We start from the raw sequence: 25405 nt of genomic DNA, 5'->3' as shown, positions 1-25405 counted from the left end.
TGCTGGGGGCGGGGGGGGGGCGGGGGGCGTTGCTTGAATTCGTGTTGCTGGGCGAATGGCTGCTGCGTGCGCAGGGCAGCCTGTCCGCCTGGATGCAGGCCATGACGTCGAGCCCGCTGGCGGCGGCGTGTGCCAGCTTTGCCCTGGCCGCGCTGTCGGTCGTGTTCGTGCCCACGCTGCTGCTGGGCGCGGCGTTCCCCTTCGTGCTTCGCGTGTGCGTAGACAGCCGGTACATAGGCGCCGGCGTGGGCAGCGTGGTGGCGCTCAATACGCTGGGTGGCATCGCCGGCACGGCGCTGGCTGGTTTCATGCTGGTGCCGTACCTGGGACTGGTGCATACGTTGTCGCTGCTGGCGGTCACGGCCGCCGTGGTTGGCGTGGTGGCGGTGGCGCTGGGCAGCGGCGTGGGCCGCGTGGCGCGCTGGGCCGTGCCGATGGTCGGCGTGCTGGCCGTGATTGCGGCCGCGCTGGCCCCGGCGGACCGGCTCGCCACGTTGCTGGCGCGGGCGCGCGGCGGCGAACTGGTGTTCTATGAGGAGGGCCGTGGCGCGACCGTGGCGGTGGTGGAGCAGACCTCGTCCAGCAACCGCTTCCGGCGCCTCTATATCCAGGGCGTCTCCAATTCAGGCGATGCCATGACCTCGCAGCGCTATATGCGGCTGCAGGCGCTGTTGCCGCTGATCGTCCATAGCGGCACGCCGAAGTCGACCCTGGTGATCGGTCTTGGCACCGGCATCACGGCAGGCGCCACGCTGGCCTGGCCTGGGCTGGAACACCGCGTGGTGGCGGAGCTGCTGCCGCCGGTGGCGCGTGCCGTGCCCAGGTTCGAGGGCAATTTCGGCGTGGCCACCGACAAGCGCATCGACATCCGCCTGCGCGATGGCCGGCGCGAGCTGCTGCAGAGCGCGCAGCAGTACGACCTGATCACCCTGGAGCCGCCGCCTCCGTCGGCGGCCGGCGTGGTCAATCTGTATTCGACCGATTTCTACCGCCTCGCGGCAGCGCGGCTGCAACCCGGCGGGCTGGTGGCGCAGTGGCTGCCGCTGCCGACGCAGAACGACGAGGACACCCGCATGCTGGTGCGCAGCTTCCTGGACGTGTTCCCGCACGCCATGCTGTGGACCACCGAGCTGCACGAGATGATGCTGGTGGGTTCGCTGTCGCCGCTGGCGCTGGATGCCGCGCGCATCCGCACGCGCTTTGAACAGCCGGAAGTTGCTGCCGCGCTGCAGGCCGTGGGGGTGCGCTCGCCGGCGGCGCTGATGGCGACCTGGGTCACCGACCGCGCCGGCCTGGACTGGTATGCGGCCGATGCGCCGGCCGTCACCGATGACCGCCCGCGCATCGAATACGCCGGCTGGGTCCGCCGCGACGCCTTCCCGGAAACCCTGTCCAGGCTGCTGTCGCTGCAAAGCGAACCGCCGCTGGCGGGCGCCGATGACGCATTCTGGCGCGACCTGCGCCGCGAGCGCGAAGTGCTGCACACCTTCTACCGCGCCGGCCTCGATGCCTACCGCGGCGACCGCGAAGCCTGGGCCAGCCATATCACGCAGGCCATGCGCGCTGATCCCGACAATCCCTACTACGCCTGGTTCGTCGGCGGCCAGTCAGCTCGCCCCGCCCGCCGCGCACCTGCTGAACCAAGGAACACGCCATGAGCGCACGCGACGACGTCCTGGCCCTGCAGCAGCGCATGGGCGAATCGATTGTGGGGCAGCAGCGCATGATCGAACGCCTGCTGCTTGGCCTGTTGGCCGATGGCCACCTGCTGGTGGAAGGGTTGCCGGGGCTGGCCAAGACGCGGGCCATCAAGATGCTGGCGCGCAACCTGGATGCGCGGCTGTCGCGGATCCAGTTCACGCCGGACCTGCTGCCCGCCGACATCACGGGCTCGGAGGTCTACTTCACCGAAGGCGGCAAGGGCGAGTTCCGCTTCCAGGCCGGCCCGGTGTTCGCCAACCTGGTGCTGGCGGACGAGGTCAACCGCTCGCCGGCCAAGGTGCAGGCGGCTCTGCTGGAAGCCATGGAGGAGCGCCAGGTCACCGTCGGCGGGACCACCCACAAGCTGGAGCCCCTGTTCCTGGTCATGGCCACGCAGAACCCCATCGAGCAGGAAGGCACCTATCCGCTGCCTGAAGCGCAGATGGACCGCTTCCTGATGCACGTCAACGTTGGCTATCCGGAGGCGGATGCTGAAGGCGAGATCGTCAGGCTGGCGCGCGGCGAGGAAGTTGCCGACGGTGCTGCAGGTACGGCGACGCAGGCGCACAAGCTTGCGCAGGACATCATCTTCGCGGCCCGTGCCGAGATTCATGCGATTCACGTGAGCGATGCCGTGGCGCGCTATGTGGTGGCACTGGTGCACGCCACGCGCGAGCCCAAGCAGGTCGACGACGATCTCGACAATTGGATCCAGATCGGAGTCAGCCCGCGCGGGTCGATCGGGCTCGACAAGGTGGCGCGGGCGCATGCGTGGCTGCGCGGGCGGGACTTCGTCACGCCGGAAGACGTGCAGGCCATCGTGCACGAAGTTTTTCGCCACCGGCTGATCCTGTCGTACGAAGCGCATGCCGCCGGCATCACGGCTGACGCTGTCATCGACCGCCTGGTGCAGCAGGTCGCCGTAGCCTGATCCGCCGGAGGCGACCGCATGCGCGCCAACCTTCGATCCCGGACCCGCTCGCCCGTGCCGGACGCCCATGACGCGGCCAGCCGCGCCACGCCGGGCGTCAGCGTGGATGCAGCGGCACTGGCCGCGCTGGAAGTGGCTGCGCGCGACTTCCACTTCCTGCCGCGCCAGCCGGTGCACAGCGTGCTGGCCGGCCGCCACGCCTCCAAGGTGCGCGGACGCGGGCTGACCTTCGAGGAACTGCGCCTGTACCTGCCCGGCGACGATATCCGCAGCATGGACTGGCGCGTGACCGCGCGCACCGGCCAGCCGCACGTGCGCGTCTACACCGAGGAAAAGGACCGCCCAGTGCTGCTGGTGGTGGACCAGCGCATCAATATGTTCTTCGGCAGCCGGCGCGCGATGAAGTCGGTCAGCGCGGCCGAGGCCGCGGCGCTGGCCGCCTGGCGCGTGCTGGCCGAAGGCGACCGCGTCGGCGGCGTGGTGTTCGGCGATGCGAAGGCCGAGGAGTTCACCCCGCGCCGCAGCCGCGAAGCCGTGCAGCAGCTGCTGGGCGGCATCGCGCGCTTCAACCAGGCCTTGCGCGCCGATGCGCCGGCGCGGCGCGCCGCGGGGCAGCTGAACGCGGCGCTGGAGCGCGCCGCGCGCATGGCGCGCCATGACTGCCTGGTTATCGTCATCAGCGATTTCGACGGCCATGACGACCGCACCCGCGACCTGATGCTGGAAATGGCCGCGCGCAACGACGTGCTGACCATCCTGGTCCACGATCCCTTCCTGATCGAGTTGCCGGAGTCCGGCCAGCTGGTGGTCAGCGACGGCGAACTGCAGGTGGAGCTGGGCTTCGGCCATGCGGCCACGCGACGCAGCATTGCGGAGTTTGTCGATACGCACGCCAAGGCGCTGCTGGACTGGCACCACGCCATCGGCGTGCCGCTGCTGCCGCTGTCGGCGGCAGAGGAAACGGCGCTGCAGCTGCGCCGGCTGCTGGGCCGCCCGCTGCAGCAGACGCCGGTGCGGCAACGCGCAGGAGCGGCGCGATGAGCCTCACGCACAGCACCGCAGCGGGCGTCGAAGACAGCACGGGCGTCGCTATGCTGGCCACCCTTGCCGACGTAGCCGTGCCGCCGCCCCCATCGTGGGTGCCGCAAACCATCGGCTGGCCGATCGCCGGCGGCTTGCTGCTGCTGGTCCTGGCCTGGGCCGGCTGGCGCGCGTGGCGGCGCTACCGCGCCAACCGCTACCGGCGCGAGGCGCTGGCCGAACTGGCAGGACTGCCGCTGGGCGCTGACCCCGCGCACCGCGTCGCAGCGCTGCGGCAGATGGCGGCGCTGCTCAAGCGCACGGCGCTGGCCGCGTGGCCGCGCGCCCAGGTTGCCAGCCTGGCCGGCGGCGGCTGGGCCGAATTCCTGCAGGCACACGCCGGGCGCGCCCAGGATGCCGCGCCGCTGCTGGCTGCGCTGGTGCAGGACGCCGAATACCGCGACGACGCGGTGCTGGCGCAATGGCCCGAGACGCAGGTGCAGGCGGTGGCCGGCGCGTGCCGGCGCTGGATTGCGGAGCACCATGTACCAGTTTGAATACCCCTGGCTCTTCGTGCTGCTGCCGCTGCCGTTGCTGCTGTGGTGGTGGCTGCCGCCGTACCGCGAGGAAAGCCCGTCGGTGCGCCTGCCGTTCTTTGGCGAGGTGGCCAGCGCCGCCGGCCTGACCCCGGCCACCGGGGCCGTGGTGCCGCGCCGCAACCGGCTGCAATGGGTGCTGGCGCCGCTGGCGTGGGTGCTGGTGGTGACGGCGCTGGCGCGGCCGCAGTTCCTGGAGGCGCCGATCCAGAAGGTGCAGCCGGCGCGCGACCTGCTGATCGCGCTGGACCTGTCGCAGTCGATGGACACGCGCGACTTCCGCGACCCGTCCGGCGCGCTGATCCCGCGCGTGCAGGCGGTGCGGCAGGTGGTGAGCGGCTTTGTCGCCAGGCGCCCGGGCGACCGCATCGGCCTGATCGTGTTTGGCGACGCGCCGTACCCGCTGGCACCGTTCACGCTGGATCACCCACTGGTGCAGACGCTGATCACCGGCCTGCTGCCGGGCATGGCCGGGCCGAGCACGGCGCTGGGCGATGCCATCGGGCTCGGCATCAAGATGTTCGAGCACAGCGAAGCGCCCGAGAAAGTGCTGATCGTGCTGACCGACGGCAACGACACCGCCAGCCGGATGCCGCCCGAGCGCGCGGGGGGGATCGCCAGGGAGCGCAAGGTGGTGGTGCATACCATCGGCATCGGCGATCCCAATGCTTCGGGCGAGGAGAAGGTCGATCTCGGCGTACTGCAGCGGCTGGCCGCGCAGACCGGCGGGCGCTACTTCTTCGGCGCCGACCAGGCCGGGCTGGAGACCATCTACGCGACGCTGGACCGGATCACGCCGCACAACCAGAAGACCTTGTCATGGCGGCCGCGGCGCGAGCTGTTCATGTGGCCGCTGGGGGCAGCGCTGGCGCTGGTGCTGGCGTACCAGTTGCTGATGTTCGGCTACTCGGCGTGGTTGTCGCGCCCGCGCCATTCGGCTGAAAGCGCCGACGACGAGATGGTGAATGCCGGCGGGGAGGGGCGCTGATGCAAGCCCTGCTCGACACGCTTGCGCACTTCCATTTCCTGCGCCCGTGGTGGCTGCTGGTACTGGTGCCGGCAGCCCTGCTGGTGTGGGCGGTGCAGCGCCGCGGCGACGTGCGGCGGCGCTGGCGCCAGACCATCGCGCCGCACCTGCTCGACGCGCTGATGATCAGCGAACGCCGCCGCGTGGCGCTGCGCCCGGTCCACCTGACCGCGCTGCTGCTGGCACTCGGCGCCATCGCGCTGGCGGGGCCGAGCTGTCGGCAGGAGCGCCCGCCGTTCCTGGACGACAAGGCGCCGCTGGCGATCGCCGTGGACTTGTCGCGCACCATGGACGCAGTGGACGTCACGCCCACGCGGCTGGAGCGCGCCAAGCTCAAGATCAAGGCGCTGCTGGCGCGCCGCGACGGCGGCCGCACGGCGATCTATGCCTATGCCGGCTCCACCCACCTGGTGCTGCCGCTGACGGACGACACCAACCTGCTGCAGACCTTTGTCGATGCGCTGCAGACCCGCATCATGCCGGTGCCGGGGCGCGACATGGCACAGGCGCTGCGCACCATCGACGCCGACCTGGCGCATGAGCCGGTGCCCGGCACCATCCTGTTCCTGACCGACGGCGTGGACCCCGCCGCCGCCAGGGCCTTCCGCACGCAGGCGGACAGCGGCCGCAGCCAGCCGGTGGTGCTGGCCATCGGCACGGAACCGGGCGGGCCGCTGCGCAATGCAGAGGGCGGCTATGTCGAACAGGACGGCGCGCGCGTGTTCGCGCGGCTGGACGTGGCGGCGTTCAAGCGCTTCGGCGACGACAGCGGCGCACCGCTCGCCACCTTCACGCCCGGCAGCGACGACGACGTGGCGTGGGTGCAGCGCCATGTGCAGTCGCACCTCGAACAGATGCAGGCTGGCGACCGCACGCGCTGGAAGGATGAAGGCTGGTGGCTGGTGCTGCCGGTCACGCTGCTGGCCATGCTGTGGTTCCGCAAGGGCTGGACCGTGCGCTGGAGCGCCGGCCTGCTGCTGGCGCTGGCGCTCGCCGCACCGCAGCCGGGCTTGCGCGCACAGCAGGCCGATGCCGCGCGGCCGTGGCGCTTTGCCGACCTGTGGCTGACGCATGACCAGCAAGGCCGCCGCGCCTTCGAGCAGGGCGACTTCGCGCGCGCCGCGACGCTGTTCGACGATGCGATGTGGCGCGGCGTCGCCCAGTATCGCGCCGGCCAGTACGCGCAGGCGGTGCAGAGCTTCGCGCTGGTCGATTCACCGCAGGCCGACTACAACCAGGGTAATGCGCTGGCGCGGCAGGGTCAGTACCAGCAAGCCGCCGCGCGCTACCGCCAGGCCCTCAGGCGCCAGCCGCAATGGCCGGCGGCCACAGCCAACCTGGCACTGATGGAAAAGCTGCTGGCGCAGCAGAAGCCGAAAGACAAGCCAGAGCCCGACGACCAGGAAGAGCCCCCCGACGTGCCGCCGGATGAAATCAAGTACGACGCCGCGAAGCCGCCGGAGCAGGGCGGCCAGTCCATGCATATCGGCCTGACGCAGGACGCCGAGATGTGGATGCGCGCGATCCAGAGCACGCCGACCGACCTGCTGCAGCGCAAGTTCGCGCTGCAGCGCGGGCAGGCCGCACCGCAGCAGGGGCAGCCATGAGCGGCCGCGCCGTGTGTCAGCGCGCGTGGCTGCGGCAGCTTGCGCCGCTGGTCTTGCTGATGGCGGCATTGCTGCTGCCCTTGCTGGCGCGTGCCGCCGAGCCCATCGTGCGCGTGGAAGTGGGCGCGAAGCAGCCGGTGCTGGTCGGCCAGCAGGTCAGCATCGATGTCACCATCCTGGCGCCCAACTTCTTCATGTCGGCGCCGGCCTTCCCGGTGCTCCAGGTGCCGGGCGCCGTCGTCACCATGCCTGACCAGCGCGCGCTGAACTCGATCGAAACCATCGATGGCGTTGCCTACGCCGGCATCCGCAAGACCTATGCCTTTACCGCCGAGCAGGACGGCGACTTCGAGCTGCCATCCGCGACCGTGCGCTTCACTTATGCAGGCGACGACGGCGCGCCGCGCGAGGGCAGCGTGACCTTCCCGCCCACGCGGATCAGCGCGGGAGCCGGCGGCGCGGTGAAGGCCGGCGCCGGAACCGGAGGGCCCTTGCTGCCGGTGGCCCGGCTCACCGTGACGCAGGCGCTGGACCACGCCTCCGACGAAGGCACCGTGCGGCTGCGCGCGGGCGATGCCCTGGTGCGCACCGTCACCACCTTTGCGCCGCAGACCCAGGCCATGATGATCCATCCACCGCACGCCGCGGCGCCGCGCGGGGTGCGGGTCTTCAGCGCCGATGCGCGGCTGTCCGATCACGCCCAGGACGCGCCCGGGCCGGGCGGCACGCGCGTGGATGCCATCACCTACGTGTTCGAGCGGACCGGTACCTACACGCTGCCGGCGGTGACAGTGGATTGGGTCGATCCGACCACACGCAAGCCGGCAAAGTCCGAAGCGCCCGCGATCAAGGTGGTAGTGGCTGCCGTGCGCGCGGGCAGCGCGCTGGCCCCGGGCGGTCCGTCTGCCGGCGCGCTTCCGGGCGAGGGCGGCTTGCCCTGGCGGACGTTGCTGTGGGGGGCAGTGGGGCTGGTGGCTGTGCTGGCAGCCGGGCTGTCGTGGTGGCGTATGCGGCCGGCGCTGGCCCGGCTGCGCCAGCGGCTGGCCGAGCGCAAGCGCGCCCGCGCCGAAGGTGCCGACGCGCAGCTGGAAGCAACGCTGCAAGCCTGCCAGGCAGGCAATGCCGCTGCCGCCAGCCAGGCGCTGGGGGCATGGACGCGCGCCGCCCATGGCACCACCCCCGCAGCGTGGGCAGAGTCGCTCGGCGATGCCGCCCTTGCCGATGCCGTGACCGGCCTGCAACGCCATCTCTACGGCGCGATGCCGGCCCAGGCCGCCTGGAATGGCACCCCGTTGGCCCACGCCCTGCGCCGCCATGCCGCCAGGGCACCGGTGCGCCGGCACCGGCAAGCCATACGCGCACTGCCTCCGCTCAATCCCTGACAACAAGTCCCCCGCAAGCGACGCCCCCTATGAAATGCTCCGTTGATCTGTTTGCAGGCAACCCGTTGATGGTGCTCTTCATCACCGTGGGCCTGGGTTACTTCATCGGCAAGGCACGCGTGGGCCCGATCCAGCTAGGGGGAGTCTGCGGCACGCTGATCGTCGCGCTGTTCATGGGGCAGACCGGTTGCCAGATGCACGGCGAGCTCAAGGACATGGCCTTCGCGTTGTTTATCTTCGCCATGGGCTACTCCGGCGGGCCGCAGTTCTTTGCCAACCTGAACCGGTCGAGCCTGCGCTATATGGTCCTGCCGGTGGTGGAAGCCATCGTCGTGCTCGCCATCGCCATCGGTGCGGCCGCCTACCTGGGCTTCGATCCCGGCACCGCCGCCGGCCTGGCCGCCGGTGCGGCGACGGAATCGGCCGTGGTCGGCACCGCCGCCGAAGCGCTGAAGCACCTGGGGCTGGACGCCGCCACCGTGAGCCGCTACGAGGCCAATATCGCCACGGCGTATACGCTGACCTACCTGGTCGGCCTGATCAGCATTGTGTTCTTCACCAGCCAGATCGCGCCGGCCTTGCTGGGCATCGATCTGCGCAAGGCCGCCAGGGAAGTCGCCGCGAAGATGGATGCCGCGTCCGAGGACGACGTCGCGACGCAACCCGCGCTGCCGCGCCTGATCGGGCGCGCCTATTCCGTGCACCAGGCCGCCGGCATGACGGTGAGCGAGCTGCAGCAACAGGTGGGTGGCCGGGCGTCCATCGTCACGGTGCTGCGTGATGGCACCAGCATCGAGCTTGGCGATGACGACAAGGTCCAGGCCAGCGATATCCTGGCCATGGTCGGGATCCGCAGCAACCTGCTGAAGGCGGCAGCCCTGATCGGGCCCGAAGTCCTGCTGCCCGAGGCCCACACGGATGCCATCCAGCTGGTCGAAAAGCAGGTCATCGTGAACAAGCCCAGGGTCAACGGCAAGACCATCGGCGAACTGGCCCGCCTGGCCGGCGCACGCCGCCTGCGTGAAGTCTGGATCCTGCAGGTGCGGCGCTCGGGGATGTCGCTGCCGATTACGCGTTCCACGCCGCTGCAGCATGGGGATGTGGTCACCATCGTCGGCCTGGAGCCGTCGCTGTCCGAAGCCATTGCCGGAATCGGCGTGGAAGCGAAGGCAACCGAGGTCACCGACCTGGTCTTCCTGTGCTTGGGCATCCTGGCAGGCCTGCTGGTGGGAACCCTGAGCCTGAGCCTTGGCGGGATGCATATTTCGCTTGGCAGCGGGGGCGGGGCGCTGCTCAGCGGCCTGGTGTTCGGATGGATCAATTCAAGAAGGCCGTCGCGCGGCACCTTCCCGAGGTCGGCCGTGCAGATCCTGAAGGACCTGGGCCTGGCGGTCTTTGTCGCATGCGTCGGCTTGTCCGCCGGGCCGGATGCGATCTCCCTGATCCGGGAGCACGGCGCGGTGCTGCCGCTGATCGGGCTGGCCGTGTCGCTGGGGCCGGCGTGCCTGTCCTTGTGGATCGGGCACAAGATCCTGAAGATCGAAGGCCCGCTGCTGGTTGGCGCGATTGCCGGGCAGCACGTGAGCACCCCGGCGATCAGCGCCATCCTGGCCGCCAGCCACAGCTCGGTGCCGTTGCTGGGCTACACCATTACCTATGCCATTGCCAACGTGCTGCTGCCGGTGCTGGGGCCGATCATTATTTCGCTGGCGTTCAAGTTCACTTAGCTGACATGTGCGCATGAAGGGCCGGTGCCGGCCTACGCATAATCGAGCGGCAGCGCCGTGGTGTACTTGATCTGCTCCATCGCAAAGCTGGAACTGACGTCTGCCAGCTCGGCGCCCTGGATCAGCTTCTTGTAGACGCGGTCGTAGGCGGCAATATCCGGCACCACCACGCGCAGCAGGTAGTCGGTATCGCCGGCCATGCGGTAGAACTCGGTCACTTCCGGGATCGATGCCACCAGCCCGTGGAACTGCGCCAGCCATTTCACGTTGTGCTGGCTGGTGCGGACCGAGACAAAGACCGTGACCCCGGCATTGAGCTTGTCGGCGTCGAGCAGTGCCACGCGTTTGCGGATCAGACCGGCGTCTTCCAGCCGCTGGATCCGGCGCCAGCATGGCGTCGAGGTCAGGCCGACGCGTTCGCCGATCTCTGCCACCGGCACGGTGGCGTCTTCCTGCAGGATGGCGAGAATCTGTTTGTCGTAGCGGTCCATGGCGCGTAGCGGTTCAGGTGAGGGTGGGCAGGCGCGCGCATGCGGCGCGGCTACGCGCGGAAAAAGCTAGGCGTCGGCGGTCGCCACCAGCAGGTTCACGCCGGTGGCAATGTGGTCGCGGTGCACGCCGTAGAGGTGCAGGGACACGGCGATCTCGTCGCTGGCATTGCCCAGCGCATGGATATGCTGCAGCCCGGCCGGCACGCTGAAGGTATCGCCGGCCATGCGCGTGACGGTGTTGGCATGGCGCGCCTGCCGGCTGGCGGGATCCCACCGGTAGTGCTGCTCGCTCAGCGTGCCGCGCAGCACGCGGTAGGCACACCAGGTGCGATGGCCGTGCACGGGGCTGGCCTGGCCCGGGCGCCAGACCAGCACCATCGCCGAGAAGCGCTCCAGCGGGTCGGCATGGACCAGGTGGCGGGCATAGGTATCCGGCTTGCCGAGCAGGGCGCCTGGCGGCAGTGTTGCAAGCAGCGTGTCGGTGTCCGGCAGGTGCATGGCGATGTGGCCGGCCACCATGCGCGCGCTGTGGGCGAAGGTGGCCTCGAGATTGAGCGCCAGCTGGTCGAGCGGCGCGGCTGGCGAGGGGAGATGCGGGAGAGTTGCCGGAGGGGCGGCAGTCAGGGGAGATCCGGTCGGCATGGCAGGCACCTTGGTCTTGTTCTGGGTACGTGTCCATGATATTTGCGGGCAGGAGCACAGGCGTGCAAACTGTCGTTCAAAATCGACAGGAATTGTAATTCTATTCCTCAGATCAGCATATACTTAGAATCAGATGCTCGAATCAGGTCGGGGCAGGTGGTTGGACAGCTCCCTCATGATCTTCAGTCCAGCTCGGCGAGCAACGCCTTGGCCTGCTGCAGGTCCGCGGTGTCGAAGCCTTCGGTGAACCGGCCGTAGCCCTCGGCCAGCATCTCGCGGGCGTCGACCTCCTTGCCGTGTTGCCGCCACAGCCGGCTCAGGGACATCACCGCGCGCAGCTCCAGCGACAGGGCGCCCTGGCGGCGCGCGATCGCAATCGCCTGCTGGAAGCAGGCCTCGGCCTCGTCCCGGCCGGTGCCCGCCGCGCCCGCGCAGCCTGGCTGCAGCAGCGTCAGTTCCCCCTTGAGCCGATACAGCTCCGCCTCGTACAGGCGCTCGTGGGTTCGGTCCGCCACGGCCAGCGCCTCGGCCAGCATCTGCAGCCCTGCCTCGGCCTGTCCCGCTTTCCCGTGGGCTTCGGCCAGCAGCGCCAGGAAATGTGTCTGCCAAATCGCTGCCCCGGTGGCCCGGTAGGCGCTCAGGCCCTGCTGCATCGTCTCGATGCCTTCCGCCGTGCGTCCCTGCGCGACCAGCGTCCAGCCCGAGAGGATGGTTCCGGAAGTCAGCCAGAACGGGAAGCCGTGCTCGGTCGAGAGGGCGAGAAGTGCTTCAACCAGTTCATGCATCGGCTGCGTCTCGCCGCGGTACAGGCGAAGCATGGCGGCGAAGGTCAGGGCATTGGCCGAGTCAGGAGGGTGGGACAAGGCCCGGGCCAGCGCGAGCATTTCCTGGCTGCGCGCGAGGGCCTGGTCCGGATAGCCGAGCAGCCACAGGTCCAGGGCCAGGCAGGCCAGCGCCAGCACACCGGGCTCCAGGAAGAAGGCAGGCGACTGGCACTTGCCCGAGTCATAGAGCACCAGGGCCTGTTCCAGCTGCGTGCGGGCAGCGCCCAGTTCGCCGAGAGCGAGCAAGCTGACGCCCACCGCCCGATAGGCTTGTACCAGCAACGCCGGGTCCTGCGCCTCCTGGGCCAGCGTCAGGAGTTGTTTGCCCAACTCGTGTGCGGTCGACAGCTCCCCGCGGACGATGAGCGACGTGCGCAGCCCCATCAAGGCGGGGAAGAGCTGATTCGCTTCCCCGAGTTGTCGACACAGTGCCAGCGCGCGGGTGTAAGTCGCCTCGACTTCCGGGGCAGCGAGTCCATGGGTGGACATCCAGGCCGGACCGAGCGTGATCTGCAGTGCAAGTTCCTGCCGTGCGCGTTCGGGACCATCAGGCAACGTCTTGAGCAAGGCGAGGGCCTTGGTCAGGTGGGCGACCGCTTCGGCATTGGCAGAGCGCTGCGCCGCCTGCCGCCCGGCGCAATGCAAGTATTCCACTGCCTTCGGCGCGTTGCCGCTGCGGCTGAAATGATGCGCCAGATCGCTGCAGTGTTCTTCGAGCCGGGCCTCAAACAGGGCCTCGATCGCCTGGGCGGTGCGCTCATGCAGCGCACGGCGCCGCTCGCTCAGCAGCGAGCCGTAGGTCACCTCCTGGGTCAGCGCATGCTTGAAGCTGTACTCCACCTCCGGAAACGCCGGCTGCTCGTAGATAAATTCCCCGGCTTGCAGCCGCGTCAGCAGGTTTTTGATTGTGTCCTCGGGCTGCTCGATGACGCGTGCGAGCAGGCTCCAGGGAAATACTTTGCCGACCACCGCCAGGGTCTGCAGCAGCGCTTTCTCGGCCGGCTGCAGGCGGTCGATGCGGGCGGCGAGCACCCCCTGCACGGTGGTCGGGATGTGCAGCATGGTCGGGACATGCTCGAGACGGTAATGACCGCGCTCGCCGCGCAGCACGTTCTCCTCGATCAGCGTCTGCACTACTTCCTCGATGAAGAAGGGGTTGCCTTCGGTCTGTTCCAGGATCAGGTGCTCGAGCGGTGCGAGTCCGGCGGAGTCGCCCAGCAAGGCCCGCAGCAGTTCCCGGGCGTCGGCTTCGTCCAGGGGATCCAGCCGCAGCTGGGTGTAGTAGCTCTTGCGGCCCCAGTCGTGCCGGTACTCGGGCCGGTAATTGACCAGCAGCAGGATGCGGGCGCTGGCCACGCTCTCGCCGAGAAAACCAAGGAAGGCCTCGGTCTCGCTGTCGAGCCACTGCAGATCCTCGACGATCAGCTCCAGCGGCTGGGCCAGGCTCTCGCGCACCAGCAGCCGCTTGATTGCCTCGAAAGTACGCTGCCGGCGGACCTGGGCGTCCATCTGCGCCAGCACCGAGTTCGGCTCGGCGGCACCAAGCAGGTGGAACAGATAGGGCAGGGTGTCTTCCAGCGCGCGATCCAGGGTCAGGACCTTGCCGGTCAGCTTCTCGCGCCGCCGGCGCTCATTGTCTTGCGCCGTGATCTCGCAGTAGTTCCGCAGCAGCTCGATCAGCGGCAGATACGGATAGGCCTTGCCGTGTGATACCGAGAAGGTTTCCAGCACCAGGCATTGGCGCGGCGCGAGCTGCTTGAACTCGAGGCATAGCCGCGACTTGCCGACCCCCGGCTCGCCGACCACGCCGACGATCTGGCCGTGTCCGGCTTGCGCCCGCGCGCGCGCTTCGCGCAGCTGCTCGAGCTCGCGAGCGCGGCCGACAAAGCGCGCCAGCCCGCGGCTGGCCGACACCTGCAGCCGGGTGCGCAGCGGGCCGAGGCCGAGGACTTCGAAGACCGCGAGCGGCTCGGGCAGCCCCCTGATCGCCGTCGCGCCGAGCGCCTTGAAGGCGAAATAGCCTTCGGTCAGGTTGTGGGTGTGTTCGCTCGCGACAATCGAGCCGGGCACCGCAATGCCCTCCATGCGCGAAGCAATGTGGATCGAATTGCCCACCGGGTCGTAGTCGGTGTGCAAATCCTCGGTGCGGATCGCGCGCACCACCACTTCGCCGGAGTTGACGCCGACGCGGATCTGCAGCGCGATCCCCTGGGCCAGACGCACCCCATCGGCGTAGCGGCGCATGGCCTCCTGCATGCGCAGCGCCGCCAGCAAGGCCCGCTGCGGATGGTCTTCGTTCGCGATCGGCGCGCCGAACAGCGCCAGGATGCCATCGCCCATCGACCTGGCCACATAACCTTCATAGTGATGCACGGCCTCCATCATCAGCGCCAGCACCGGGTCGATCAGGCGGCGCGCGTCTTCGGGATCGAGGTCATGGATTAGCGCGGTCGAGCCGGCCATGTCGGCGAACAGCGCGGTCACCGTCTTGCGCTCGCCGTCCGCCTCGCCGCGGGCTTCCATGTCCGCCTGCGCCGCCCGGATGCGCTCGGCCAGGTAGGAAGGTGTGTAGTCGACGGGGGCGCTGGGCGCAAGTGTGGTGATCGGGGGCGTCGCGCTTGACGGGGTCAGCGGCGCGCCGCATTCGCTGCAGAACTTGGCGCTCGCGCTAGCCTCTTGCCCGCAGGCCGGGCAGGCACGCACAAGCCTGGCGCCACATTCCTCGCAGAACTTGGCGCCTGCCGGATTCTCGAACCCGCAGCTTGCGCAGCGCATAGGGCTTGTCCCCTTTCCGGGACTTGCAAGACTCAACGATTGAATTTTATCAAACGATGCGGTCTCCTTTGGCCCGACGACTGAGCTGAAATCGTCGTCACGAAAAGCAAGTCGACCTGCCGGGAAAGATACTTGATGAATTGCCCCCGCGGTGGTGAGACGCAGCATCAACCCGGCCTGATTGCCTCGCCTACAATGATTCAGGCTGCACGATTTGCCCCGGACCCATGCATGGCTGCGCGGCAGCTCGGGCGACGGTGCCGCAAAGGAGCTTGATCGATGCGCTCGCCAGCGAGGGACGCCACGCGCCTGAGACGCCTTGCGACCTGGGTTGTTGCCGCCATCGTCGCGCTGATCGCTGTCGGCCGCGTCGCCGGCCTCATCGTTGACTGGCTGTGGTTTGCCTCGGTTGGCTACGCCGGGGTGTTCCGCACGATATTCGCCACCCAGGCGCTTCTGTTCCTTGCCGTATTCGCCGTTTCGGCAGGCGCGCTCTGGCTATCGGGCTGGCTGGCGCACCGCAGCGCGAGCCAGGCGCAGGCCTGGAGGCCGGAGGTCCTGGGCCAGCCGGTTGGCGAGATTGCGGCGCGCGTCCCCTGGCGCGCCGCCATTGCCGGCGTCGCCGTCCTGGTGGGGCTGCTCATGGCAGTCGGTGAACTGTCGAGCTGGGCCATTGCGCTGCGCTATTTCCATCAGGTGCCTTTCGGCAAGACCGATCCGATCTTCGCCAAGGACATCGGTTTCTACTTCTTCACGCTGCCGGCGTATCTTGCACTGAGGAACTGGCTGCTCCTGCTGCTGTGCTGCAGCGCAGTAGTTGCCGGCGTGGTCTACGGCTTGCGCGGCGACATCGCGCTGGTCCGGTCGCCGCGCGGGCTTTCGCCGGCGGCCGCTACCCATGGATCGGCATTGCTCGGCTTGTTCTTCGCGCTGCAGGCGTGGTCCTACTGGCTCGACCGCTTCATGCTGCTCTACGGCGACAACGGGGTCGTGGTCGGCGCGAGCTATACCGATGTCCATGTCGGGCTGCCGCTCCTGTGGCTGCAATTCGGCCTGGCTGCCGCGGCTGCCGCCGCTTCGTGGGCCAATATGCGCTGGCGGGACTACCGGGTGCCTGCGGCCGCGGCGCTGCTGGTGGTCGGTAGCGCAATCGTGCTCGGCACGATCTGGCCGGCACTGTTCCAGCGTTTCTATGTCAAGCCGAACGAGCTGCAACTCGAGACACCGTATCTCCAACACAATATTGCGCTGACGCGCGAGGCCTATGGCTTGACGCAGATCGAGGTAAAGCCGTTTCCGGTCGAACAGAACCTGAATCTCGCCGCGCTCCAGGCCAATCGGCCGACCATCGACAACATCCGCCTGTGGGACCTGCAGCCGCTGCGCGATACCTATGCGCAGCTGCAGGAGATCAGGACCTATTACAAGTTCCTCGCGACGGACATCGACCGCTACCAGCTCGGCGCAGGCTACCAGCAGGTCATGCTGTCGGCGCGGGAGCTTGAGCCGGCACTGATTCCGGCCAATGCCCAGACTTGGGTGAACCTGCATCTGTTGTTCACCCATGGCAATGGCGTGGTGATGTCGCCGGTCACCGAGAAATCCGCCGAAGGCCTGCCCTCGCTCTATCTGCATGACATTCCCCCGCTCTCCGACGGCGGCCCGGTCATCCAGGAGCCGCGCCTCTATTTCGGTGAAGGCGGCAAAGGCTATGTCATCGTCAAAGGCAGCGTGCCCGAGTTCGACTACCCCAAGGGCAAGGACAACGTCTATACGGCCTACCGCGGGCGCGACGGCATCGGAATCGGCGGCATCGCGCGCCGGACCCTGTTCGCCTGGCATCTCGGCGATCCCAATATCCTGCTGAGCGGCTACATCACGCAGGAAAGCCGCATCCTGCTCCATCGCAATATCCGGGACCGCGTGCGCACGATTGCGCCGTTCCTCAGCCTCGACCATGACCCCTATGTGGTCGTGAGCGACGGTCGCCTCTACTGGATCCAGGATGCCTACACCACCAGCCGCTGGTTCCCTTATTCGCAGCCCGGCACCGGTGGCGGCGCCAACTACATCCGCAACGCCGTCAAGGTCGTGATCGATGCGTACAACGGCACGGTCGACTTCTACACCAGCGACCCGGCCGATCCGATCGTGCAGGTGTACCAGCGCATCTTCCCGGGCATGTTCAGGCCGCTGGGCGCCATGTCGCAGGACCTGCAGCGGCATATCCGCTACCCTGAGGACCTGTTCCTGATCCAGGCGCGGATCTACCGCGCCTACCACATGGAAGCGGCAGAAGTCTTCTATAACCGCGAGGATCTGTGGGAGTTTCCTCGCCAGCTGACCGGCATGAGCACAGGGAACACGCCCGCCGCGCGGATGATGCCCTACTACATGATCCTGCGGCTGCCGGACGAACCGCGCGCCGAGTTCGTCCTGATGCTGCCGATGGTGCCGAGCCAGCGCGAGAACATGATCGCCTGGCTGGCTGCGCGCTCCGATCCCCCCAGCTACGGCAAGCTCGTCGCCTACACCTTCCCCAAGGAAAGGCTGGTCTACGGGCCGTTCCAGATCGAGGCGCGCATCCAGCAGAATACCGAGATCTCGCAGCAGATTTCGCTGTGGAACCAGATGGGCTCGCGCGTCATCCGCGGCCATCTGCAGGTCGTGCCGATCGAGAACTCCATCCTCTATGTCTCGCCGCTCTACCTGCGTGCGGAGTCCGGCCAGTTGCCCGAACTCAAGCGGGTGATCGCCGCCTATGGCGATCGCGTGGTCATGGAGGACACCCTGGGCGCAGCGCTTGCGGCCCTGTTCAAGGAATCCGCGCCGGCGGCGATTCCGGCGCAGGGCGCAGCGAACGCCCGCGCGCGCGAAGCACTCGCGCACTATGACCGCGCCGTCGAGCGTTTGAAGGCGGGGGACTGGAGCGGCTTTGGCGCGGAACTCGATGCCTTGCGGCCGCTGCTCGAGGCGCTCGGGGCAGGGGGTGCCGATGAGCGGAAGTGAGCGGCGTGCCGGGAGCCGCCGGCAGGAGCGCCATCCTATGTCGCCAGCTCCCTGATCTTCTCGACGACCTCCGGATTGGCAAGCGTGGATACGTCGCCAGGCTCCTGGTGGTTGGAGATCGCCGCCAGCACGCGGCGCATGATCTTGCCCGAGCGTGTCTTGGGCATGTCGGGAACAATCACGACCCGATGCGGACGCGCAATCGCGCCAATCTGGGATACCACCGCGGCCGAGACCTTGTTCGCGATCTTGGTGGAAGGCGACAGTCCCGGCTTGAGCGATACATAGAGATCAGGCACCTTGCCCTTGACCTCGTCGGCCACCGGCACCACCGCCGCCTCGGCGACGTCCGGCACCAGCAGTGCTGCGGATTCGATCTCCTTGGTGCCGAGGCGATGGCCGGAAACATTGATCACGTCGTCGATGCGGCCAAGGATGCGAAAGTAGCCGTCCGCCGCTTGCATTGCGCCATCGCCCGCCATATACGGCCAGTCGTGCCAGTCCTTGCTGTCGGGATTCTTGCAGTAGCGCGCATAGTACTGGCGCACGTAGCGGTCCGGATCCTTCCAGACGGTCTGGAATATGCCCGGCCAGGGATTGCGGATGCAGATGTTGCCCGCCTTGCCCGAGCCGGCCGGGACCTCATTGCCTTCCTCGTCAAAGATCACCGGATGAATGCCCGGGATCCCCGGGCCAGTGCTGCCGGGCTTCATCGGGTGGATGCCCGGCAGCGTGCTGCAGAGGAAGCCACCATTCTCGGTTTGCCACCAGGTGTCCACGATCACCGCCTCGCCCTTGCCGACTTCACGGTGGTACCACTTCCAGACTTCGGGCTCGATCGGCTCGCCCACCGTGGTCATGTGCTTGAAATGGCAGTCGTACTTCGCCGGCTCGTCGGGCCCGTTGCGCCGCAGCGCGCGGATTGCGGTGGGCGAGGTGTGGAAGATATTGACGCCAAGGCTTTCCGCAATACGCCAGGGCCGGCCGGCGTCGGGCCAGGTCGGCACGCCTTCATAGACGACAGACGAAGCGGCGAGCGCGAGCGGGCCATAGACGATGTAGGAATGCCCGGTGATCCAGCCAATATCGGCCATGCACCAGTAGACGTCCTCGGGGTGGATATCCTGGATGTACTTAGAGGTCCACGCCACATAGGACAGATAGCCGCCAGTGGAATGCTGGCAGCCCTTGGGCCGGCCCGTCGTGCCGCTCGTGTACATCAGGAACAGCGGCGCCTCCGCCGGCATCGGCTCGGGCTCGACACGCCTGCCGCGGAACCCGGCGAGCACGTCATTGAGAATGACATCGCGGCCCTTCACCAGTAGGGCGGCACTGGAATACTTGCCCGAGTAGCGCTGCCAGATCAGGACCTTCTCGACCTGCTGACCGGCGCTGGCGGCTTCTGCCACGGCGATGTCGGCCTTTTCCTTGTGATCGAGCAATTCACCGCCGCGGTGATAGGCGTCCATGGTGATCAGCAGCCGGCTCTCGGAGTCCGCGATGCGCTCGGCGCAGGCCTTGCCGCTGAAGCCGCTGAATACCTGCGAATGAATCACGCCGATGCGGGCGCAGGCGAGCATGGTGATGGGCAGTTCGGCCACCATCGGCATATGCAGCGTGACGCGGTCGCCGGCCTTCAGGCCGCAGAACTCGCGCAGCAGGGCGGCCAGCTCATTGACGCGAACAAAGAGTTCCTGGTAGGTGAGGTGATGCACCGCCTCATCCTCCGGCTCGGGCACGAAATGAATCGCGGTCTTGTTCCTGTATGCAGCGAGGTGGCGATCCACGCAATTGTGGCAGGCGTTGATCCTGCCGCCGACGAACCAGCGCCAGAAAGGCGGGTTGCTGGTATCCAGGGTCGTTTCCCAGTATTTGTACCAGTCCAGCAGGTCTGCGAACTCCTTGAAGCACTCGGGGAAACGTTCGAGGGAGAAGCGCTCGAAAATATGGGGATCGGTCAGATTGGCCTGCGCAATGAACTGGCCGGCCGGCGGGACATAGTCCTCCTCGGGCCAATGGACCGCGATTTCGGCCTCGGACACATCGGCCAATTCCTGCTGGGCAGCATGGCGTGGCGATTTGCCTTCAGACATGACGATCCCCCTTCACTTTCCATGGCATCCATCCAGGTATGGTCGGTGCCACTATCCTGCGATAGCTGCCTGAAACGACTAGTCCATATTAAGTCCGGGCACGGGGAGTTTCCAGGAATTCGCCCTGCCGCTGTCCGCCGAGCCCGGAGCTTGCCTGGCGGCCGCCATAAGCTAGATTCGTAGGAGGGCATTGGAGGAATGAGCAATGACCAACGATCTTCTCGTGGAACGCGTGGACGTGTGGGCGGCAACCATACCGGACCGTCCCGGCGGCCTCGCCGAGGTACTGGAGACCTTGCGCGATGCCGGTGCGGACCTGCAATTCGCGATTGCGCGCCGCACGCCGGAGGACCCCGGCAAGGGTGTCGTGTTCGTGACACCGCTGCAGAATGACAGGGAAATCCGTGCAGCTGCCCAGGTCGGCTTCAACGTCACGCACAGCCTGCATTCGGTGCGAATCATGGGCGGGGACCGGCCCGGCATCGTGGCGGAACTGACCCGAAAGCTGGCGGAAGGCGGAATCAACCTGCGCGGATTCTCTGCCTCCGTCATCGGGATGCAGTTTGTCGCGTACGTGTCGGTGGACTCGCTCGACGATGCGAACAAGGCAATGGCAATCCTGGGCAAGGGCTGAAGCGAGGTTCAGCCATCTCCTATCATGGAATCACGCCTTGCCTCTGAACGGGCAGGCAGATGGGGCCCGGCGCGAACCGGCTGATTCATGTTGATGGCGTCTCCGACGTTCCCCTCGCGGCCGGTTGCGCCGTGGCGGTCCGTCCGTTGGCGAGACTTGGCGACTTGCGCCGAAGTTGCGCATCGCTGGCATGCAAATTGGGAGAATTCCATGGGCAACAACCAGCAACAAGCTGTCTTGGCGCTGAACCAGCTGATCGAGGCTGGCAAGGACAGCGAACTGGCCTGCATGAGCGGAGCCAGCGAAGTGCGCGATGCAGCGCTGCGCGACATTCTGACCAGCACCGCGGAATCGTACCGGGCGTCGGTAAAGGAATTGCAGTCGATGGTCAGCGCCATGGGCGGCGCGCCAGCTGACCGGGGCAGCATGAATGGCATGCTGTACCGCCGCTGGATGGCATTCCGCCACATGCTGTCGCCGAACAATGACGACGCCGTGCTGGGCATGTGCGAGCACGAGGAAGATGCCGCCAGGCGCGAGTATCAGTCCGTCATGATGAAGCCGCTGCCGCCAGAGGCCAGCGCGGCGCTGCAGCGCCAGTATGAGGCGCTGACGCAGCATCATGGGCGCATTCATGCCATGCGCGGGATGCAGATTCACTGAGGGCCCGGCTTGCGCGCGATGGGAGAAAGCCATGGCAACCTACGAGTTCAAGGACAAGGATCTCCAGTTCCTTGCCCAGGGCGCCGACTCCTGTTTCCCGTCCCCTGACGCTGCCTTCGTTGAGTGCGCGGACAGCCATCCGGCGTTCCTGGTGACATGGCCGGAGAGCGGACCGACGACGATGCATCTCAAGGTGCAGATTCGGGCAAGCCAGTACGCCAGTTACCTGACGGATCCGTTCAGGGGACGCGAGGTCCTGCGCAAGGCGGTGGAAGACCGCCTTGCGCTGATCCACACGGTGAAAAGCGGGCTCCTGGTCGCACCCGACATCTAGTGCTTTTGTACCGGCTTGTGCGCCCGCGGCGGCAGTCCTGAAAACACCGCCGCTACGAGCGGATGCCGAACAAGCCGTGCCAGAACGAATCGAAGGCGCCGGCATGACGCCTGGGCCGCGTTTCCTCGTCGGGGTTTGACGCTGCCGCCCCGTCGGGCGCCTGGGCGGCCTCGGTGTCCGGCGCGTGCGCGGCCCGCGCACTTGCCCGCCGCGACTCCTGCAGCGCCCATATACTGTCCGCGATGCGTGACGCCAGTTCCGCCTCGCAGTCGCGGCCGAGCAGCACGCCGAAGATGACGTCGCGGTTGTGGCCGTCGTCGGCAAAGCGCATCGCGATACCGAGCATTTTCTCGTAATGTTCCTGCGCGATGCGCTGGCTCTCGCGTTGCGCCTCGCGCTCCTGCTCTTCCTGAGCCTCGCGCTCGGCCTGCCAGCGCTGCATTTCCCGCTCGAATACCTCGTCGTAGATCTGGCGCTGCCCGGCATCGGAGAGAATGGTGTAGGCGTCGCGAATTTCCTGGAATGCCGCATGCGCCTCAGTTTCGCGGCCAAGGTTGCGGTCGGGGTGCCACTTCATCGCGGCGCGGCGGTAGGCGCGCTTGATCTCGTCCAGGGTGGCGTCCGGTGCCACGCCGAGGGTTGTGTAGAGGGTGGTCATGGGCCGATTGGGCGTCGTTCTTCCGGGCGGGCATTCATCCTAGCACGGGGTGACCCGCAGCCATGGCATGGGAGAGCGGCCCCGGTTCAAGGGCACGCAAGCGCCGCGGCAGCGTACAGTAGCAGCGCCAGCAGCACCACCGCGGTGAATCCGACGTGGATCGCGACCAGCGTGGCAAGGACCGCCGCCACCACCGAGGCGCAGGCGTTGATGCCCCATGCCCAGGGCACCAGCGTTTCGTCGCGCGCCGCGACCCGGGCCAGGCCGAGCGGGAACGGCATTCCCATCAGGAACGCCAGCGGCGCGATCAGCAGCACGGAGACACCTATCCTGGCCGGGTCCGGCAACCCGATCAACAGCCTGAAGACCGTCGGCAGCGCCGCCAGGTAGACCAGCGCGGCCACGCAGATGCCGCTGACGGCCAGCGCCGCCTGCCGCCTGCCGCGGTCATTGCCAGCGCGCGCGGGCATGCGCTGGGCGTATCGGCTACCCAGTCCCGCAAAGCAGAGAAAGGCGCACAGCACCACCGCGACCGCATAGAGCGGGTGGCTCAGGAACAGGATGAATTTCTGGATAAAGGCGATCTCCACGAACATGAAGCCGAGGCCGACCGCCAGGAAGTAGAAGCCGGCCCGCCATTCGGGCAAGCGCCGCATGGCTGCGCCATTGCCGCCCGGCCCCGCGGCGGGCTGCGGCCGGGGGCGCCGCCGCAGGATCCAGAGCGGGACCACGATCAGCAGCAATGCCAGGGCGGTGGCCTGCAGCAGCGTGGCCACCAGCACCGGATAGCCCCATTCCAGCAAGGGCAGTCCACCCTGCGCCTTGAGCGACAGCAGTTCAGGCAGCGTGCGCCATTTGAAGAAGTGGAAGAAATACGGCCTGTCGTCGGTGGCGGGCCGCACATCGAACTTGTAGCGGGACAGGAACCGGTCGCGTTCCGGGCCGAGCAGGGCCTGCGCGGCGTCGAAGAAGTAGGGCTGGTCCAGCACGTTGTAGCGATTCGCCTGGCCGGGCTGGATGCCGGGATAGTATTCGACGTCGAAGGAACGGGCGCGGCAGAAGTCGGCGAGGGCGGCAAGCTCCGCGGCACTGAATTCCCCGTTCTTGACCACCAGCGTGGCCGTCTTCCAGCCACGGACCAGCGCCAGCCGCCGGGACGGCTCGGGCACGCCCGCGCCTTCCATGGCGGCCACGGCGGTGGTGAGCAGTTTGGGTATGTCGCGCGGCGGCAGCGTGACCCAGCGCGTGATCGCGAGCAGGCCGCCGGGCCGAAGATGGCGCAGGTAGCCCTGGAAGGCCTCCACGGTATAGAGATAGCTCTCGGAGAGCGCGTACAGTCCGGCCGATGAGGTGCTGAATGAATCGAGCAGGGCCACCTGGATGAGGTCGTAGCGTGCCGTGCTGGCCGCCAGGAAGCCGCGCGCCTCGCCGGCAAAGACACGCACGCCGGCGGCACTGTACGGCTTGCCGGAAAACGCAGCGAAGCGGCCCTGCACCAGGTCGATCACCTGCGGATTCAGTTCCACGGCATCGACCGCGCTGGCCTGGTGGTAGACCGCCTGCAACACGTCCGCACCCGCACCGCTGCCCAGCACCAGCACCTTCGGATTGCGCAGCAAGTGGTAAGGCACGGCAGAGGTGAGGTCGCCCAGGTAGGCAAGCGGTTCGCGCCGGCCGTCATGGCGGTTGAGCGCACTGAGCCCGTCGCCATCGGTAAATACGGCCAGTTGTGCTGGCGGCTCCTGGCTGGCATTGAGGCTCAGCCCGGGCGCATGCCGCAACGGGATCGAAGGGCTCTCGACCACCGTGACCAGGCCGAGCGGACTCGAGCGCTGCGCCACCACGCGCGCGTTGCCGATGCGCAGGGCCTGGCTCAGCTCCTTGTACTCGGACGGCCGCAGCGCAATCCAGTCACCTGGCACGCCGGCCGGAACGATTGCCGCCAACAGCAGCAGCGCCGGCAGCCAGGGCCGGTGCCAGCGGCATTCCACGCATGCCAGCGCTGCCGCCACCATGCCTGCCATGCCGACCAGCCGCAGCGCATCGACCGGATGCAGCACGAACAGCGCCACGATGATGCCCAGGCAGCCCAGCCCGGCGCCAAGGATGTCGAAGCTGTAGATGCGGGGAACCTGCCCGGTGAAGCGGGAAAAGCTCAGGCAGATACTGGTGGCGGCGCAAAGGAACGGCACGAACAGCAGCAGGTAGATCAGCAACAGGCGCAGCGGCTGCGATGGCTCCCACAGGATCTCCAGGGGGTTGAACGCCACGTGCTGGGCCAGGGCGAAGCAACCCATCGCGCTGACGCCGAACAGCAGGGCCCCGCCCACGAACACTGGCACGAAATGGCGGACCAGCGTTCGCTGCGCCAGCGCCACCAGCGCACCGGCCGCGCCATAGCCCAGCAGTGCCACGCTGATCATCATGTAGGCGAAGTGATGCCACTGGATGATGGAAAGCAGCCGCATCAGCAGGATCTCGTAGCCCAGCGCGGCGGCGGAGAGCAAGGCCAGGGCGAACAGCGGGGGGCGTGGCATGGCGTCAGCTGGCCGGGCTGATGTGCCGCGCTTCAGTGCTTGCCAACCAGCGGCACGAACCTGACCGGCAGGATCTGCCTGGTGGAAACGGTGCCGTCCGCGGCCTTTTCGACCAGCAGCAGGTACTGCGTCAGGAACTGGGCGCCCACCGGGATCACCATGCGTCCGCCTGGCTTCAGTTGCCGGATCAGCGGCGGCGGCACGTGGCTGGCCGCCGCGGTGACGACGATGGCGTCATAGGGCGCGTGCTCGTCCCAGCCGTAGTAGCCGTCGCCCACCTTGCACGCCACCTGCCGGTAGGCCAGCCGCTTCAGGCGGTCGCATGCCTGCCGTCCCAGCGGCTCGATGATCTCGATGGTATAGACCGCGCGCGCCAGCCCGGTCAGCACCGCGGCCTGGTAGCCGGAGCCGGTGCCGATCTCCAGCACGGTGTCGCCAGGCTTGACCATCATCAGGTCGGTCATCAGGGCGACGATATACGGCTGCGAAATGGTCTGGCCATGGCCAATCGGCAGCGGCCGGTTCTCGTAGGCGTGCGGCTTCTGCGCGTCCGGCACAAACTCGTGGCGAGGCACTTGGCCCATCACGGCCATGACGCGCGGGTCGATGGCATGCCTGCCGCTCTGGGCGGCGGCCCCTGCCGCGACCGCGGCGATCTCGCTGACCATGTCGGCGCGCTGCGGGGCAAGGGCGTCGTCGGCGGCGGTGATCGAGCAGGGCAAGGCCAGCGCGATGGCGGCAACCAGGATTGGGA

At 67.7% G+C, this 25405-nt stretch carries 19 protein-coding genes; 12 read left to right on the top strand and 7 right to left on the bottom strand.

Features of this window, described 5'->3' with window-relative positions; all coding sequences use genetic code 11:
- The 8 genes from AC3WON_RS27455 to aspT all read left to right on the top strand — a co-directional run.
- Positions 1 to 1658, top strand: a 1658-nt coding sequence (locus AC3WON_RS27455) for a spermidine synthase (protein ID WP_492353139.1), incomplete at its 5' end; no start/stop codon positions are given.
- Positions 1655 to 2632 (top strand): AAA family ATPase, encoded by a 978-nt coding sequence (locus AC3WON_RS27450; RefSeq protein WP_492320212.1) that lies wholly within the window; start codon positions 1655 to 1657, stop codon positions 2630 to 2632. The genes AC3WON_RS27455 and AC3WON_RS27450, both read left to right, overlap by 4 nt.
- Before the next feature lie 18 nt (positions 2633 to 2650).
- Positions 2651 to 3673: a DUF58 domain-containing protein gene (locus tag AC3WON_RS27445; RefSeq protein ID WP_492320213.1), complete on the top strand. Its 1023-nt coding sequence runs from the start codon at positions 2651 to 2653 to the stop codon at positions 3671 to 3673.
- The gene (locus AC3WON_RS27440) at positions 3670 to 4209 is read left to right on the top strand and encodes a DUF4381 domain-containing protein (RefSeq protein ID WP_492353138.1); all 540 of its coding nucleotides are present in this window, start codon (positions 3670 to 3672) and stop codon (positions 4207 to 4209) included. Before AC3WON_RS27445 ends, AC3WON_RS27440 begins: the two co-directional genes overlap by 4 nt.
- Complete coding sequence (locus AC3WON_RS27435; RefSeq protein WP_492353137.1) at positions 4196 to 5236, top strand: vWA domain-containing protein; 1041 nt, start codon at positions 4196 to 4198, stop codon at positions 5234 to 5236. Before AC3WON_RS27440 ends, AC3WON_RS27435 begins: the two co-directional genes overlap by 14 nt.
- Positions 5236 to 6882 carry a VWA domain-containing protein gene (locus AC3WON_RS27430; protein WP_492320216.1) on the top strand — a complete coding sequence of 549 codons (1647 nt, stop codon included), beginning with the start codon at positions 5236 to 5238 and terminating at the stop codon, positions 6880 to 6882. Before AC3WON_RS27435 ends, AC3WON_RS27430 begins: the two co-directional genes overlap by 1 nt.
- Positions 6879 to 8264, top strand: a complete 1386-nt coding sequence (locus AC3WON_RS27425) for a BatD family protein (protein WP_492353136.1) — start codon at positions 6879 to 6881, stop codon at positions 8262 to 8264. Before AC3WON_RS27430 ends, AC3WON_RS27425 begins: the two co-directional genes overlap by 4 nt.
- 29 nt (positions 8265 to 8293) lie before the next feature.
- Positions 8294 to 9991: an aspartate-alanine antiporter gene (gene aspT, locus AC3WON_RS27420; RefSeq protein WP_492353135.1), complete on the top strand. Its 1698-nt coding sequence runs from the start codon at positions 8294 to 8296 to the stop codon at positions 9989 to 9991.
- A 32-nt stretch (positions 9992 to 10023) separates the two neighbouring features.
- On the opposite strand, the gene AC3WON_RS27415 is transcribed toward aspT, so the two are convergent.
- The 3 genes from AC3WON_RS27415 to AC3WON_RS27405 form a co-directional block, all read right to left on the bottom strand.
- On the bottom strand, positions 10024 to 10482 hold the full coding sequence (locus tag AC3WON_RS27415; RefSeq protein WP_010811575.1) for an Lrp/AsnC family transcriptional regulator: 459 nt from the start codon (positions 10480 to 10482) through the stop codon (positions 10024 to 10026).
- Between the two features lie 66 nt (positions 10483 to 10548).
- Positions 10549 to 11124, bottom strand: a complete 576-nt coding sequence (locus tag AC3WON_RS27410; protein WP_492320219.1) for a cysteine dioxygenase family protein — start codon at positions 11122 to 11124, stop codon at positions 10549 to 10551.
- Positions 11125 to 11306: 182 nt separating this feature from the next.
- The gene (locus tag AC3WON_RS27405) at positions 11307 to 14723 is read right to left on the bottom strand and encodes an adenylate/guanylate cyclase domain-containing protein (protein ID WP_492353140.1); all 3417 of its coding nucleotides are present in this window, start codon (positions 14721 to 14723) and stop codon (positions 11307 to 11309) included.
- Positions 14724 to 15002: 279 nt separating this feature from the next.
- Here AC3WON_RS27405 and AC3WON_RS27400 point away from each other — a divergent pair, with 279 nt between their 5' ends.
- On the top strand, positions 15003 to 17732 hold the full coding sequence (locus tag AC3WON_RS27400) for a UPF0182 family membrane protein (RefSeq protein ID WP_492320220.1): 2730 nt from the start codon (positions 15003 to 15005) through the stop codon (positions 17730 to 17732).
- Between the two features lie 35 nt (positions 17733 to 17767).
- On the opposite strand, the gene acs is transcribed toward AC3WON_RS27400, so the two are convergent.
- Complete coding sequence (acs, locus tag AC3WON_RS27395; protein WP_492320221.1) at positions 17768 to 19825, bottom strand: acetate--CoA ligase; 2058 nt, start codon at positions 19823 to 19825, stop codon at positions 17768 to 17770.
- Between the two features lie 205 nt (positions 19826 to 20030).
- On the opposite strand from acs, the gene AC3WON_RS27390 reads away from it, so the two are divergent.
- The 3 genes from AC3WON_RS27390 (at position 20031) to AC3WON_RS27380 (ending at position 21456) form a co-directional block, all read left to right on the top strand.
- A complete protein-coding gene (locus tag AC3WON_RS27390) occupies positions 20031 to 20459 on the top strand; it encodes an ACT domain-containing protein (protein WP_492320222.1) in 429 nt (142 codons plus the stop codon).
- A 210-nt stretch (positions 20460 to 20669) separates the two neighbouring features.
- A complete protein-coding gene (locus AC3WON_RS27385) occupies positions 20670 to 21122 on the top strand; it encodes a PA2169 family four-helix-bundle protein (RefSeq protein WP_011615190.1) in 453 nt (150 codons plus the stop codon).
- A gap of 31 nt (positions 21123 to 21153) precedes the next feature.
- Positions 21154 to 21456: a hypothetical protein gene (locus tag AC3WON_RS27380; protein WP_010811581.1), complete on the top strand. Its 303-nt coding sequence runs from the start codon at positions 21154 to 21156 to the stop codon at positions 21454 to 21456.
- A gap of 52 nt (positions 21457 to 21508) precedes the next feature.
- On the opposite strand, the gene AC3WON_RS27375 is transcribed toward AC3WON_RS27380, so the two are convergent.
- From AC3WON_RS27375 to AC3WON_RS27365, 3 genes are all read right to left on the bottom strand, one after another.
- The gene (locus tag AC3WON_RS27375) at positions 21509 to 22114 is read right to left on the bottom strand and encodes a J domain-containing protein (protein WP_492320223.1); all 606 of its coding nucleotides are present in this window, start codon (positions 22112 to 22114) and stop codon (positions 21509 to 21511) included.
- A gap of 86 nt (positions 22115 to 22200) precedes the next feature.
- Complete coding sequence (locus tag AC3WON_RS27370) at positions 22201 to 24651, bottom strand: spermine/spermidine synthase domain-containing protein (protein ID WP_492353134.1); 2451 nt, start codon at positions 24649 to 24651, stop codon at positions 22201 to 22203.
- A gap of 32 nt (positions 24652 to 24683) precedes the next feature.
- The coding region (locus AC3WON_RS27365; protein WP_492353133.1) for a protein-L-isoaspartate(D-aspartate) O-methyltransferase at positions 24684 to 25405 on the bottom strand (722 nt) is incomplete at its 5' end.

The organism is Cupriavidus sp. FW305-46 (assembly GCF_058787075.1).
This window is presented reverse-complemented; position numbering and strand designations above follow the sequence as displayed.